Consider the following 14,877-nt stretch of genomic DNA (forward strand, 5'->3'; position numbering starts at 1 on the left):
CTGGCAAACCTCAGTCGAGTGTGTCGCTGCTGACATGCCATTTGTTGAGCAATTGCCCATAGCTGCCGTCACTGCGCATATCACTGATCACCTGCTGCACGGCGGCGGTCAGTTGCGGGTCGTCCTTGCGAATCCCCAGGCCGGTGAGGATGCGACTGAAAGCCGGCACGCCCTCCTGGAACAGCTCCGGCGCCATCGCCGCGTAGTACCCGGCGGTTTCCACGGTGGTGCCGTAGGCGTCGACCTGGTTGATGCGCAGCGCCTGGAATGCATCGGTGTCGGTGTTGTAGACCACCAGCTTCATCGGTGGCTTGCCGGCCTTGGTCAGGCTTTCATTCTGGGTATCGAGCAGGGTCTTGATGGTGGAGCCGTTGAGCACGGCCACTTTGTGCCCGGACAAGTCATCAAGCGCCTTGATGCCCTTGGGGTTGCCCTTGGGGACCACCACCGACTGGCTGGAATACATGTAGTTGACGATGTCGATGACCTGCCGCCGCTCAGGCTTGTCGAACAGCTGGTCGACGATCATGTCGCACTGCTGGGCGAGCAGCGCCGGGACCAGCCCGGAGAACGGAATCACCCGCCACTGCACCGGCTTGTCACCCAGGCGCTTGGCGATTTCCAGGCCCAGGTCGACGGTGAGCCCGCGCGGTTTCTGGTTTTCGTCGAAGGACACCAGGGGCGGTGAATCCATCCCCGAGCAATACGTAAGCTTATCGACTTTCTGCAGGCGCTCCGGCACCTGGGGCGCGGCAAACGCCCCTTGCGTGCAGAGACCCAGGGTTACAGCCACCAGCAAGGCGCGGCGTTTATGCATGACCAGACACTCCAGTTCGTTGAACAACGGGGGCAGGACTCAATGTCAAAACACAGTCGGGCTTGGGCCCGCTTCTATTTTTCCGATTGCAGGAATTGAATCAGCGCCGGCACGGTGCCTTCGATGTGTTCGCGCACCACCGCTTCGGCACGGGCGGCATCCCCGGCACGGATGGCATCGAGGATCACCGCGTGCTCCTGGCGCGCGCTGAGGGGTTTGTCACCGTGCTGCAACCATAACCGCATGGGCGCCTCGACCAGCGAGTACAGCGCCGAGATCTGCTTCATCAAGCGCGGACGCCCGCTGAGGCTGCAGAGCAATTCATGGAAGGCACGGTGGCGGCTGACCCACTCGGCGCTGTCGTCGCGGTAATCGTCCATCTCGTCCAGCAGGCGCTCCAGCGCCGCCAGTTGGCGTTCGCCGATACGGCTGGTGGCAACGCGCACCGCCAGGCCTTCGAGGGCGCTGCGCATTTCAAACACTTCGTGCAATTCATCGATATCCACGCCGCTGACGACCGCGCCACGGTTGGGCCGCAGGGTCACCAGGCCCTGCGCGTCCAGGCGGCGAAAAGCCTCGCGTACCGGCATGCGGCTCATCCCGAGCTCGGTGGCAATGTCCTCTGCAATCAGGCGATCACCCTTGCGATAACGGCCGTTGCAAATGGCATTGAGCAGAAAACTGTAGGCCTCCTCCTCGGCGGTGAGGGGCTGGCGGTCAACGTAAGCGGAGGCAAATTGCATCGGACAGCACCTTTTGAATTTTTGTATCCAATTATCCACGAATACAAAAAAAGCAGGATGCGTGCCAATTCTTCGGTTACGCGTCAAGTGATTGATTTGGCAGCAATCGCCGGAAAACCCGCGTCAGCCTGGCGCATGGGGTCAAGGCGCGGTGCTACCAAATAGCTCAAGGGGTGCGCCGTTAATGGGCACAACTGCAAGCGCAGTAACACTCGAGTCGCAGCAGCGGCGCCGTTGCTGCGCGTCGTGAGTCCGGGTGGTGTCGGGACCGCGGCCAACTCGCCCCTCATCAACCGCGTCAGCGATACCTCATCGACCAGCCAGATGCGCCGATTCAGTGTTCATCCCTTACTCTGCTGGGCATCAAGGGGGACATCGAGGATGAAGGTTGCGCCTTGCCCAGCCCCGTCGCTGCGCACGGTCAAGCTGCCACCCATTTCCTGCGCAGCGAGCGCGCAGCTGTGCAGGCCGAAACCGTGACCGTCCTGGCGCGTCGTGAAGCCATGGGAAAAGATGCGCACCAGGTGCTCTGGCGTAATCCCGTTGCCGTTATCGGCCACCGTGATACGCAATACTGGCCCGTGCGCAACAGAGGCGTTGAACGTGATGGCCGGGCTGCGATCGATCACGCCGTCCAACGCCTGCTTGGCATTCCTGATCAGGTTCATCAGGATCAGCAGCACCCGGTGCCGGTCCAGCGACAGCAGGGGCAAGTCGGCAATCTCCTTGACCACCGTCACCTCCTGACGCCCCCGTGGTCCGGCACTCATGCGCAAGGCATCATCGATTAGTTCCGAGATCGCTATTGTCTCGACGACACTGACGGCAACGGCATAGGACTGCTGGGCTGCGACAATGGTTTTGATGTGGTCAATGCCCTTGGTGAGTTGCCCGAGTTCTTCGATGATGCCCTGTTGCTCTGCCGTCACCACTGTCGCCAGCTTGAGCAGGTAGTCGGGCAGCATCTTCCCTTTGTTGTCTCGGGTGAGGAAATCGCTCAGGTCATGGACGTGTTCGTTCATCAGCTGAGCCACCTTGCCCAGGCCCTGGGCTTTGGAGTTGCGCATCTGGCCGCTGACCAGCTCTGCCGATACGTTCACGCTGTTGAGGACATTGCCGACGTTGTGCAGCACCGTAGTGGCAATTTCGGCCATGCCCGCCTGACGGGATTTTGCGCTCAGTTCGGCTTGCACCTGGCTCATGCGCAGGGCCGCGCGTACGCGAGCCTTGAGCTCCAGCGGCGAGAAGGGTTTGGCGATATAGTCATCGGCGCCACTCTCCAGCCCGGAGACGCAGGCCTCGCTGCCGCCGCGGGCGGTCAACAGGATCACGGGCAGATGAGCGAAGCCGGCGCTGGCTTTGATTCTGGCGGTCAGGCCAAAGCCGTCGAGCTTGGGCATCATCACGTCCGAGAGAACGACATCGATGGGTCGACGCTGCAGTATTGCCCAGGCCTGTTCTCCATCGGCTGCGGTGGCGACAATGTAGTCGTCGCGCAAAAGTTCGTTGAGGTAGCTGAGCATTTCCGGGTTGTCGTCGACCACCAGTACTTTGGATCGCAAGGCGTGTTCCGGGTGGGGCTCGTCGTCTGCGACTTGCGTCGACGCCGGGTCGCCGCGACTGCCTTGGCGGCCGTCGTCGAAACGCAGGTAGCGCTGCTCGGTGGTGCTCGGTGCTGACCGCTCGTGCATCCTATTGCTGGCGTCGATCGGCACGATGCTTTGCTCGGCCCCCAGCGGAAGTCGCACAAAGAAGCATGAGCCGCGTCCAGGCTCGCTGTTGACGCCAACTTCGCCCCCCATCCGTTCGGCCAGATACTTGACCAGGGCCAGACCAATGCCTGTGCCGCTGTAATGGCGCGTGGCGGAATTGTCGATCTGGGAAAAACGCTGGAACAACAACGGCAGTTTGTCAGGCGCAATGCCAATCCCCGAGTCTTGCACCGCGAGTTCAAATCGCTCGCTATCAATCGGCGTCACGGCCACGTGCACGGTGCCGCCAGCGGGCGTGAACTTGATAGCATTGCTCACCAGGTTAAGCACGATCTTCTCGAAGTGTCGGGGGTCCAGGAACACCGTGCCGAGCGCGGCGTCGATGCTGCAGGTCAAGGTGCAGCCTTTGCCCTGCGCCACCAGCGCGGCATCCTCGGCCAGCACACCCACCGCCTTGTTCAAGTCAACGGACGTTGGAAACAACTCCACCTTGCCGGCTTCGGCCTTGGAAAAGTCGAGGATCTCATTCACCCGGCTCATCAAGCGCAGCGCATTGCGTTGGGCGCGCTCGACTTGCACACGCCAGTCCGCGGGCGGGGTGGTCACCGCCGAGAGCTGCTCCAGGGGGGCGAGAATCAGGGTCAGGGGGGTGCGCAGTTCGTGACTGACCGTGGCAACGAAATCGCTCTTGGCCCGGTTAGCCGTCTCGGCCTGGTTGCGCGCCTGAATGAGTTCGACGGCCTGCGCCTCCAACACCTCGGTCTGCCGGTGCAGCGTGTCGGTCCGTTCATCGACCATTCTCTCCAAAGAGGCCTGGACCTGCTGTCGTTCGGCTTCGGCCTCGGCCTCCAGCACCCGGATGCGCAAAGCATTCTCCTGGAACACCCGCACCGCACGGGTCATGATCCCAATCTCATCGCCGCGCCCGGCGCTGGCGATCTCGGCGCTCAGGTCACCGGCAGCGAGCCGGCGCATGACCGAGGCCAGGGCAACGATGGGCTGCGCAACAAACCGCGAGGTGCTCCAGGCGATGGCACCGGCCAGCAGGATGGCGACGGCGCCCGCGATGATCGTCGCGAGCATGCCGCGATCCTTGTGGACCAAGGCGTCTGAACGCGCTTGGCCAGCGAAGCGCGCAACCAACAGGCCTGCACTGCGGGCCTCGTTGCGAACTTGGTCGCGCGCGTCACTCAAGGCATTGCTCGCCTGATGGAACCTGGCGAATGCGGCCCGGTAGCCGGCGATCTGATCGCTGACCGTCTGGGGCGTAGCGTCGGTCTGCGGCCCTACCGATGAAGGGAGAACGCGCGCGAGACGGGAGAGTTCATCGAGGATGGCATCGACAGCGCTGGCGACCTCGGCCGAGGGTGCCAGGCGAAACGACAACGTCTGCGCCTCCAGGGTGGCCACACGCTCGGCGAAACGCTTGGACAATGCGGCCGCATTTTGCAGCAAACCGGTGGCGGCCTGAATGTCGCTGGCTTCGTGGGCAACGTGCTCCTCCACTTCACCCAGCATGACTTCGAGGCGTTCGGCCACATCCCCAACGGTGCCGAGATGCCGCAAAGCCTCGCCACCGCGAAGCTTGGGCGCCGCGCCAAGCTGCTCGACCGCCAGGCAGGCGTCAGCGACCGCCGTCGCCAACTGCCCCAGGGTCTCGACCTCCTGCGGCGCTCCCATCAACTCGCGCAATTGCTCGACCACGGGCGGCAATGCCGCGCAGGCGCTGCTCGCCGCAGTGGCGGCCGCCCCATCACCGGTCACCAGCACCTTGGCCACATTGGCGGTGATGATCCGTTCGCCGTTGCGCAGGATATCCAGGATACGGTGGGCACTCTCAATATTGCTCACCCGCGCCTGGTGGTCAGTGGCGCGGGCACCAAGCGTCTTCAGCCCATCGGCGATGCCCTGTTCGACGACGATCGTCGCCTCTCGCATTCGCTCGTAGTGGGCGGTCATGTTCTCCGTTTCGCCATCCATGGTCAGGGTCGCCGCCCGCAAGGCGGCGATCGCCCCGGCGAGCCGTTCCAGGCTGCCCTTGAGCGATTGCGCTTCTGCCACCGGAATGGCGGCAAGGCCGGTGATAGCCGTCGCCACCATGCCTTCGGCCTGGGACAAGCTTTCCTGATCGCGGGTGGCAATGAAGTTTTCCACCCGTCCGGTGGCGCCGTTGACCGAAGCCAGAATTTCTGCGGAATGGCTGGCGGAATCCACCGCCCGTACCATGCCTCGCAGGCCGTAGAGGTTCACCAGCGATACCGCCAGCATCAAGAACACCAGTGCGGCAACTGCCAGGCCAATCCTGACGGCAATGGGCCTGGCCGTGGCTGATTTGAATGTCAACATGGGGGCTTCGCCTCCTCGCCCGCCGCTACTGTTTCGTCACCTCCGGCAGCGGCGCTGGCGACACCGTGTTGTTGATGGCAGCGTCGATCATCGCCGCAACGGAAGCCTGGCTGTAGAAAGGATTGGCGGCGCCGCCCACCGGCATAGTGGCGAGCCAGGCGTCCAAGTCTTTTGCATCGATACGCACCAGCGGCACCTCGACGAACTTCGGCACCTGCTTGCCCGCCAGGATCTGCTGGGCTACCCAGAAACCCACCTGAGAGACGCTCGGGGAGGCAGAGACAGAGACGGTCTCGTAGCCATTGGCATCGCGCTCCTGTTTCCACAGGGCGAGCTCGTCCTGACGGTTGCCCATCACGATGATCGGCAACGGACGTCCCGCCGCCTTGAACGCCATGGCCGCCCCATAACCGTCGCCCCCCTGAGTCGCCACGGCATCAATGTTGGGCAGCGATAGCAGCGCCAGCGCCACCTCCTTGCGGGCCACAGAAGCCGTCCAGTTCCCGTACACGGTCTTGGCGAATCTCAGGCCCGGATAGTCGCTGGCGGCCTTGCGAATGCCGTCGCTGATGTTTTTATCGGTGGCATCGCCGGCAATGCCACGGATCTCCAGCAACGTTCCGTTGCCCTTCAGACGCTCGGCGATGTAATCCATTTCCACACGGCCCATGGCAGACCAGTTGTAATCCACGGTATAGACGCATTGCTCGGTGACCAGGCTGGCCATGACCACCACCACGATGCCGGCGTTGCAGGCATCGCGGATCACCCCATTGAGGGCCGTGTCAGACGCGGCCAGGATGACGATGGCATTGACGCCCTTGACGATCATGTCCTGGATATGGGCCGCTTGTTCCGACGCCGAGTTATTGGCGCTGACCACCGGAGCCTCCCGGATCAAGCCATCCTTCTGCGCCTGGAGCGCCATCGCCTGCCAATTGCTCACCATCACCTTGCGGAAATCGCTGCCCGCGTAGGAGTTGCTGAAGGCAATGCTATAGCTTGCGGTAGGGCCACCGGCGATGCCGCCGTCGGCAGCCTGGGCTGGATTGGCGGCAACCATTGCCAGCCCGGTCACGCAGCCGGCGAGGTGCCATAAGATTTTGTGGATGGGTTGAGTGTTCATACTGCTCTCCATCTTCTTAGGATTTACCCACAGCAATCCACCTGCACTTGCCGACAGCCTGGATCGACTGATTGATTTGGTTGATCTGGTTGGAGAAGCCGCCCGGCGGAATGGAGATTGACAGTCATCATAGTATCAAAGTGCCCGCTTCGCCCGCGGCCATAGAGAATTTCAACCAATGCTTGCATGAGCCCGCGCCCCACCAACTAGACCGACGCCACGCCAAACACCGCATCGGATAGATCCCCCAGCGAAACCGCTACGGACGAGACGCTCTCGACGCCCTCCCCTGCAGTCGACGCACGAAATACCGTGACCGTTGCGAATTTCGCAATAAACAGCTTTTTATCCGCACATTCATAGCCGCTTCACTCGTGGGCAAGCCAGTACATTAGACCTCCATGGTCCCGCAGAGCGACCGACAACAAAAACGACAGCTCGCCCAAGAAATCTGCCAACCATTCGGAGTCTTTCCATGAGCACATTGCGCACTACAGCTTTCAAACTCGCGAGCCTGGCCCTGTTCATCGGTGGCGCTACCCAGGCCATGGCCGAGGACATCACATTCGTTTCCCAGGGCGGTGCCTACCAGGACGCCCAGAGCAAGGCGATTCTCGAGCCGGCCGCGAAAAAACTCGGCTTGACGCTCAAGCAGGACAGTTCACCGAAGGCTTATCCGATCATCAAGACCCAGGTCGAGAGCGGCAAAGTCACCTGGGATGTGGTCGACCTGCCCACCGGTGATTGCATCCGAGGCGAGGCCGAAGGCCTGTTCGAGAAGCTCGACCTGTCGCTGGTTCCCAACGCCGCGCAGATACCCGACAGCCTCAAGGACGACTACAGCGTCGGCTACATCAGTTACTCCACGGTGCTGGCGTATCGCACGGACGCCTTCAAGGGCGACAACGTACCCAAGACCTGGGCCGATTTTTGGAACACCAAGAAGTTTCCAGGCCAACGTTCCCTGCGCAACTTGCCGCGCCCGACCCTGGAAATCGCGTTGTTGGCGGACGGCGTGCCGGTGGACAAGCTCTACCCACTGGACGTTGATCGCGCCTTCAAGAAGCTCGAACAGATCAAGCCCGACATTGCCACCTGGTGGACATCCGGCGGGCAGTCGGCGCAGCTGATCAGCGACGGTGAAGTGGACATGATCCAGGCCTGGAATGGCCGCATCACCGCCGTGCAGGCCGCCGGGGCGCCGGTGGCCTTCGATTACAACCAGGGCGTGCTGGAAACCAACTCACTGTGCGTACTCAAGGGTTCCCCGCACAAGGTGGCGGCGATGAAATTCGTCAACGAAGCCATCGATGCGCAGCTCCAGGCGGCACTGCCGATGATCATCGACTACGGCCCGTTGAATCCCGAGGCATTCAAGACCGGCGTGATCCCGGCCGAGCGTGAAGCCAAGCTGCCGTCCGCCCCCGAGAACATCTCCCGCCAGGCCCTGCTCTCGGCGCAATGGTGGGCCTCGCAGGATGGGGTCAAGGCTGAAGAGCGCTGGCTGGCCTTCGTCCAGAAAAAATAACCGCCGATTGATGCTGCGCCGCGGGCCAGACGCCTCGGCGCAGGACATGCCGTCTGCCTCCCCGATTTCGACATAAAGCACTTCGGCACCGGCCAATTCCACCCGCTTCGTTCGTTGGCATCCCGGTACATTAGACCTGAGGGTCCCGCAGAGTGAGCTATGCAGACAACTCGCGCTCGCCCTACGTACCTGCCCACCATTGGGAGTTCCCTACATGACACTATCCGAGCACCGCACCTTGCAGTCCGTGAGGACGATTGCCGCCAGCACTGTCCGCCAGCGCTGGATTCCCTCCAGCCCCCTGCAGTGACGAGAGGTCTTTATGTCAAACGCCTATCTCGCCAAATCCATGCCCGACTCCAGCGACCAGCCCCAACCGCCGTTGAGCAGCGAACAGGCCCTGGCCCGCGAAGAGCGCAAGGAACACACCTCGATGCTGTTGCTACTCACCCCCGCGCTGGTGATAGTGGTGGTGCTGCTGATCATGCCCCTGTGCTGGCTGGCCTTGCAGTCGGTCCAGACCGAGGAAGGGTTTTCCCTGGCCAACTACGTCCGGATTTTCCAGGAAACCATCTACTGGGACACCTTCGCCCTGACCTTCAAGATCAGCTTCATGGTGACCATCCTGTCGGTCGTGATGGGTTTCCCCATCGCCTACGCCGCCTCGCGCCTGCAGGGTCTCTGGGCCAACCTCATCCTGATCTGCGTGATCTTGCCGTTCTGGACCAGCGTATTGGTGCGTGCCTATGCCTGGCTGGTGCTGCTGCAACGCCGCGGGCTGGTCAACCAGACGCTGATGGACCTGGGGATCATCGACCAGCCCCTGACACTGATGCACAACACCACCGGCACGGTGATCGGCACCCTGCACGTGATGTTGCCCTTCATGGTCCTGCCGCTGTATTCGGTGATGAAGAAGATTCCCCAGGACCTCATGCAAGCGTCGGAAAGCCTGGGCGCAAAACCCTTCTACACCTTCCGCCGTGTGTTCCTGCCAATGGCGGCGCCCGGGATCATGGCCGGTTCGATCCTGGTCTTCGTCATTTGCCTGGGCTTCTTCATCACCCCTGAATTGCTCGGTGGCGGTCGCACGATCCTGGTGTCGATGCTGGTGCAACGCAATGTCGAGCTGTACCACGCCTGGGGCGCCGCCAGTGCGGTCGGCCTGGTGCTGCTGTTCGTGGTGTTCCTGATTTTCTGGGGCATCAATCGCTTCATTCCCATCGAACGCATTCTGGGAGCTCGCTAAATGAACCTGCTTGCCAACCTGCGTCACCTGCGCCTGTCCCACGTGCTGTTCACCGTGGTGGTCGCGGCGATCCTGCTGTACCTGATCATCCCGGTGTTGATCGTGGTGCCCATGTCGTTTTCCGAAGCACGCTTCCTGCAGTTCCCGCCCAAACAATGGTCTTTCCATTGGTACGAGGCGTTCTTCAACAGTGTGGAGTGGATGTCAGCGGCACGGGTCAGCCTGATCACGGCATTCTTCACCATGGCAATCAGCCTGCCGATCGGCATGGCGGCCGCCTACGCCATCAACAACTCGAGCCTGAAGGTGGTGCGTACGTTGCAGATCATTCTGCTGCTGCCGATGATGGTGCCGATCATCCTGATCGCCGCCGGCGTGTTCTTCGTGTATGCCCGGGTCGGCCTGATCAGCACGCTGACCGGGCTGGTGCTGGCGCACATTATGCTCGCCCTGCCCTATGTGATCATCGCGCTGCTGGCCGGCCTGCGTAATTTCGACATGTCGCAGGAAATGGTGGCACGCAGCCTGGGCATGAACCGCTTCCGCGCGTTCATGGCCGTGACCCTGCCGCAGATCAAGCCGAGCGTGGTGTCGGCCACGCTGTTCGCCTTCATCACCTCGCTGGATGAAACCGTGGTGGCCTTGTTCATCTCCGGTGGCGACAACCAGACGCTGACCAAGCGCATGTTCACGGCGCTGCGCGACGAGATCGACCCGACCATTGCCGCAATCAGTTCGATCCTGATCCTGGCCTCCCTGATCCTGGTGCTGATCGCCGGGCGCAACAAGCACTGATCCTTCCTCAAAAACGCCTTTGCCCGCGTGGGTCGTGTGCTGGACATCATCAATGTCCGCGCGGCACCGCCCACGCGGGCAAAGGCGTTTCCGGGGCTTTGTTCCTTACCCGCCGATCACACGACCCAGGCAATTTCCAGCCCCAGCACAGCCTGCCGTCACGCGCCTCATTTCAGCATCTATCACCCGTGCGCAGGCGTATCTCGGCATCGGCCACTGGACGGGGCTTTTTACAATGGGCCCATCGTTCGCACCCTCAAGGCCCTGATCATGTTGAAAAACCAACTGCGTGACCCTTCCCTGCTTGTCGAACGCGCCTACGTCAACGGCGCCTGGATCGAGGCCGATGACGGCGCGACGATCGACGTGACCAACCCCACCGATGGCAGCGTGATTGCCCGGGTGCCGGCGTTGCAGGCCGCTGAAACCCGCCGCGCGATCGAGGCCGCGCGAGCGCGCTTCGTCGCCTGGCGCGAAGTGCCTGCTGCTGAACGCGCGCGCTATCTGGAGGTGTGGTTTGGCCTGATCATGGAAAACCAGGAAGACCTGGCGCTGATCATGACCACCGAACAAGGTAAACCGCTGACCGAGTCCCGTGGCGAAATCGCCTACGGCGCCAGTTTCGTCAAGTGGTTCGCTGAAGAAGCCCGGCGAGTTTATGGCGACACGATCCCTTCGCCTGCCGCCGACCGGCGCATTCTGGTGCTCAAGCAGCCGATTGGCGTCGTCGCGGCCATCACCCCCTGGAACTTCCCGAACGCGATGATCACCCGCAAATGCGCCCCCGCCCTGGCGGCCGGTTGCACGGTATTGGTCAAGCCGTCGGAGATGACCCCGCTGTCGGCCCTGGCACTGGCGGTACTGGCTGAGCGCGCGGGCATCCCGGCCGGCGTGTTCAACGTCCTGACCGGCCTGCCTGCCGGGGTCGGCGGCGAGATGACCGCCAACCCCGATGTGCGCAAGCTGTCGTTCACCGGTTCCACCCGGATCGGTCAGTTGCTGATGAGCCAGTGCGCCGCCACCATCAAGCGCCTGAGCCTGGAACTGGGCGGCAACGCGCCGTTCATTGTCTTTGACGACGCCGACCTTGACCTGGCCATCGCCGGCGTCATGCAAAGCAAATTCCGCAATGCCGGCCAGACCTGCGTGTGCGCCAACCGCATCCTGGTGCAGGACGGCATCTACGATCGTTTCGCCGAACGCCTGTGCGCTGCCGTTGCCGAGTTGAAAGTCGGCAACGGCCTGCAAAGCGGTGTCACCATCGGGCCACTGATCAACGCCGCCGCCGTGGACAAGGTGGCACGGCACATCAACGACGCCCTGGAGAAAGGCGCGAGCATCGCCATCGGCGGCGTACCTCAAGGCGAGGGGCTGTATGTGCAGCCGACCGTGCTGCGCGACGCCAACGCCGACATGCTGCTGGCCACGGAAGAAACCTTCGGCCCGGTCGCTCCACTTTTCCGTTTCAAGGATGAGACCGAGGCACTGACCCTGGCCAATGCCACGCCCTACGGCCTCGGCGCGTACTACTTCACCCAGGACATGCGCCGCGCCTGGCGTATGGGCGAACGCCTGGAGTTCGGCATGGTCGGGCTCAACACCGGGATCATTTCCATGGAGGTGGCGCCCTTCGGTGGCATGAAGCAATCGGGCACCGGCCGCGAAGGTTCCAAGTATGGCCTGGACGAGTTTCTCGAGGTAAAGGCCTGGCACATCGGCGGCCTGGACTGATTGAGGCGGGCATAAAGCAGCCTGTGGTCCCCCACTCGCACCGGACAGCAGATCATGTTGGTCCGGCCCCCCAAAACGGCACGAACCAGGCCCATGCCTGTGTTCAGATAACCAGCAGGCTTATCGGGCAATCCCTGGTTCTACAGAGGACGACGCTTCATGAATTTCACTGAAGGTTTTGAATCGGTCAGCGTTAACAAGGTGTGCAAGCACTACGGCAACCTCAAGGCTTTGAACAACGTGGACCTCAAGGTCGAAGCCGGGGAATTCATGTCATTGCTGGGCCCGTCCGGTTCAGGCAAAACCACCTTGTTGAGCATTCTGGGTGGTTTTATCAGGGTCAGTTCCGGCAGCATTTTATTCGGCGAACGCGACGTCACTCTGATGCCGCCGCACAAACGCGAAATCGGCGTGGTATTTCAGAACTACGCGCTGTTCCCGCACATGACTGTCGGCGAAAACGTGGCCTTTCCACTGCGTGCCCGTGGCGAAAGCGCCAGCAAAAGCCGCGACCGGGTCAAGAGCGCCCTGGCGACCGTGGAACTGACGGGCTACGAAGACCGCAACATCGCGGCGCTGTCTGGCGGGCAGCGCCAGCGCGTGGCCCTGGCCCGCGCCATCGTCTTCGAACCCAAGCTGATCCTGATGGATGAGCCCCTGTCGGCCCTGGACAAGCAACTGCGCGAAATCATGCAGATCGAGCTGCGAGCCCTGCACAAGCGCCTGGGCGCCACCATGATCTACGTGACCCACGATCAGCGCGAAGCCCTGACCATGAGCGACCGTATCGCAATCATGCGCGGCGGCCAGCTGGTGCAGGTCGACACACCGCGCCGCCTGCACGATCACCCGGCCGACGATTTCGTCGCCAGCTTCATCGGCGAGAGCACCCTGGTGCCGCTGCAACGCAGTGCGGACAACGGCTTGACCCTGGGCAGCACAGCACTGCGCACCACCCGTCCGGTGCCGGCATCGGGCGATGTGTTCCTGGCCCTGCAATCGGAAAAACTGCTGCTGGACAACAACAGCTCGGGGCCGGAATGGAACCGTCTGCGTGGCCGCGTGGCAGACATCGTTTTCCAGGGCGAAAGCCTGAAGGTGTTCGTCGACCTCGAAGGTGGGCCAACGGTCAGCCTGCGCCAACCCAGCCATCACGAAGGCAACCTCAGCCTGCCGCCCATCGGCGCCCCCATGATGATGCGCCTGCATCCGGAAGACACCATCGTCGTGCCACGCGCCGGGGTTTGATTCAGCCAGAACCTATCGGCCCATGGCAGCACGGTTTGCCGGCGTCAACCATTCAAGGTCCCGCCGACAAATCGCACGGCCATGGGCCGATGTCGTTTCTGACGCAAACGATACCCTGCGCCCTGCGCAGCGAAATATTTCGTCACACCCCTGCAAAACAGTCGATCACAGCGCGCGGCACCCCAAGTTCAGCGCTTGTGGTTCCGGGCAATCCTTATCCTGATGACATCACCCGCCACCTTCGGCGTTCACGGAGATCGAGATGAATTCTGCACTGACTGAAAACCAACGCCTGCTGGCCCTGCGCGAACAGCATGTACCGCGTGGTATCGCCACCGCCCACCCGGTGGTCGCGGCGCGCGCGCAGGGCGCCGAACTGTGGGATGTCGATGGCAAGCGTTACCTGGACTTCGTCGGCGGCATCGGCGTGCTCAACGTCGGCCATAACCATCCGAAGGTGGTCGAGGCAGTGCGTCGGCAGGTCGGCGAGATCTCCCATGCCAGCTTCCAGGTGGTGGCCTACGAAAACTACATTCAGGTCGCCGCGCGCCTGAACAAACTGATCGGCGGCGACGCCCACTACAAAAGCGTGCTGTTCACGTCCGGTGCCGAAGCCGTCGAAAACGCGGTGAAGATCGCCCGTGGCTACACCAATCGCACCGCGGTTATTTCCTTCCGCGGTGGCTTCCACGGCCGTACCCTGCTGGGCGTGACCCTGACCGGCATGAGCCAGCCCTACAAGCAGAACTTCGGCCCCTTCCCCGCCGAGATCTATCACGCCACCTACCCCAACGCCTATCGCGGCGTCAGCAGCGATGATGCGCTGGCCGAGCTGGACGAGCTGTTCGCCACCGACGTGGCGCCGGACCGTGTCGCCGCGATCATCATCGAACCGGTCCAGGGCGATGGCGGCTTCCTTGCGGCACCCAAAGAATTCCTGCAAGCCCTGCGCGCCCGCTGCACCCAGCACGGCATCGTGCTGATCCTCGATGAGATCCAGGCGGGCTTCGGCCGTACCGGCACGATGTTCGGCTTCCAGCATGCCGACATCCAGCCCGACCTGGTGACCGTCGCCAAGAGCCTGGCCGGCGGCATGCCACTGTCTGGCGTGGTCGGTCGCGCCGAGATCATGGACGCACCGACGCCGGGCGGCCTGGGCGGCACCTATGGTGGCAACGCAGTAGCTTGTGCTGCGGCACTGGCCGTGCTGGACCTGTTCGAAGAGCAGGATCTGCTGGCACAGGGCGAGACACTGGCAGCCCAACTGCATGACGGGTTGCTGGCCTTGCAGAAACGTTACCCGAGAATCGGTGACGTGCGCGGCCTGGGCTTCATGCAGGCGATCGAAATGATCGCCGACGATGCCGCCCGTAGTCCCGATGCAGCACTGGCGCAAAAGGTCATCGATGAAGCCCGAAACGCCGGTTTGCTGGTGATCAAGTGCGGTGTACATCGCAACGTAGTGCGTTTCCTCGCGCCGCTGGTGACCACTCCAGAGCAAGTGGCAGAAGCCTTGCAGATGCTCGACAAAGCGTTGGCCGCCTGCTGAGTGCAGTAACGGTAACACCCGGCCCGACCTGTC

General features: G+C 62.4%; 10 protein-coding genes. 6 read left to right on the forward strand and 4 right to left on the reverse strand.

Features of this window, described 5'->3' with window-relative positions; translation table 11 throughout:
• Positions 1-10 precede the first annotated feature (10 nt).
• From P2T68_RS23875 to P2T68_RS23890, 4 genes are all read right to left on the reverse strand, one after another.
• Positions 11-817, reverse strand: coding sequence for an ABC transporter substrate-binding protein (locus P2T68_RS23875; RefSeq protein WP_069076189.1), 807 nt, complete (start codon positions 815-817; stop codon positions 11-13).
• Positions 818-891: 74 nt separating this feature from the next.
• Positions 892-1,560 carry a GntR family transcriptional regulator gene (locus P2T68_RS23880; protein WP_024074597.1) on the reverse strand — a complete coding sequence of 223 codons (669 nt, stop codon included), beginning with the start codon at positions 1,558-1,560 and terminating at the stop codon, positions 892-894.
• Positions 1,561-1,901: 341 nt separating this feature from the next.
• Complete coding sequence (locus P2T68_RS23885; RefSeq protein ID WP_277378387.1) at positions 1,902-5,618, reverse strand: ATP-binding protein; 3,717 nt, start codon at positions 5,616-5,618, stop codon at positions 1,902-1,904.
• A gap of 25 nt (positions 5,619-5,643) precedes the next feature.
• Positions 5,644-6,744 (reverse strand): ABC transporter substrate-binding protein, encoded by a 1,101-nt coding sequence (locus tag P2T68_RS23890; RefSeq protein ID WP_024074586.1) that lies wholly within the window; start codon positions 6,742-6,744, stop codon positions 5,644-5,646.
• Between the two features lie 475 nt (positions 6,745-7,219).
• On the opposite strand from P2T68_RS23890, the gene P2T68_RS23895 reads away from it, so the two are divergent.
• The 6 genes from P2T68_RS23895 to gabT all read left to right on the forward strand — a co-directional run bounded on the left by P2T68_RS23895 (position 7,220) and on the right by gabT (position 14,844).
• The gene (locus P2T68_RS23895; RefSeq protein WP_024074585.1) at positions 7,220-8,272 is read left to right on the forward strand and encodes an ABC transporter substrate-binding protein; all 1,053 of its coding nucleotides are present in this window, start codon (positions 7,220-7,222) and stop codon (positions 8,270-8,272) included.
• A 322-nt stretch (positions 8,273-8,594) separates the two neighbouring features.
• Positions 8,595-9,521 (forward strand): ABC transporter permease, encoded by a 927-nt coding sequence (locus P2T68_RS23900; RefSeq protein ID WP_024074584.1) that lies wholly within the window; start codon positions 8,595-8,597, stop codon positions 9,519-9,521.
• The gene (locus P2T68_RS23905; RefSeq protein WP_024074583.1) at positions 9,522-10,316 is read left to right on the forward strand and encodes an ABC transporter permease; all 795 of its coding nucleotides are present in this window, start codon (positions 9,522-9,524) and stop codon (positions 10,314-10,316) included.
• A gap of 270 nt (positions 10,317-10,586) precedes the next feature.
• Positions 10,587-12,047, forward strand: a complete 1,461-nt coding sequence (locus P2T68_RS23910; RefSeq protein WP_277378388.1) for an NAD-dependent succinate-semialdehyde dehydrogenase — start codon at positions 10,587-10,589, stop codon at positions 12,045-12,047.
• Between the two features lie 159 nt (positions 12,048-12,206).
• Positions 12,207-13,295, forward strand: coding sequence for an ABC transporter ATP-binding protein (locus P2T68_RS23915; RefSeq protein ID WP_024074581.1), 1,089 nt, complete (start codon positions 12,207-12,209; stop codon positions 13,293-13,295).
• A gap of 262 nt (positions 13,296-13,557) precedes the next feature.
• Positions 13,558-14,844 carry a 4-aminobutyrate--2-oxoglutarate transaminase gene (gene gabT / locus P2T68_RS23920; protein WP_024074580.1) on the forward strand — a complete coding sequence of 429 codons (1,287 nt, stop codon included), beginning with the start codon at positions 13,558-13,560 and terminating at the stop codon, positions 14,842-14,844.
• Positions 14,845-14,877 lie beyond the last annotated feature (33 nt).

This window comes from Pseudomonas sp. G11, from assembly GCF_029457515.1.
Taxonomy (GTDB): domain Bacteria; phylum Pseudomonadota; class Gammaproteobacteria; order Pseudomonadales; family Pseudomonadaceae; genus Aquipseudomonas; species Aquipseudomonas gorinensis.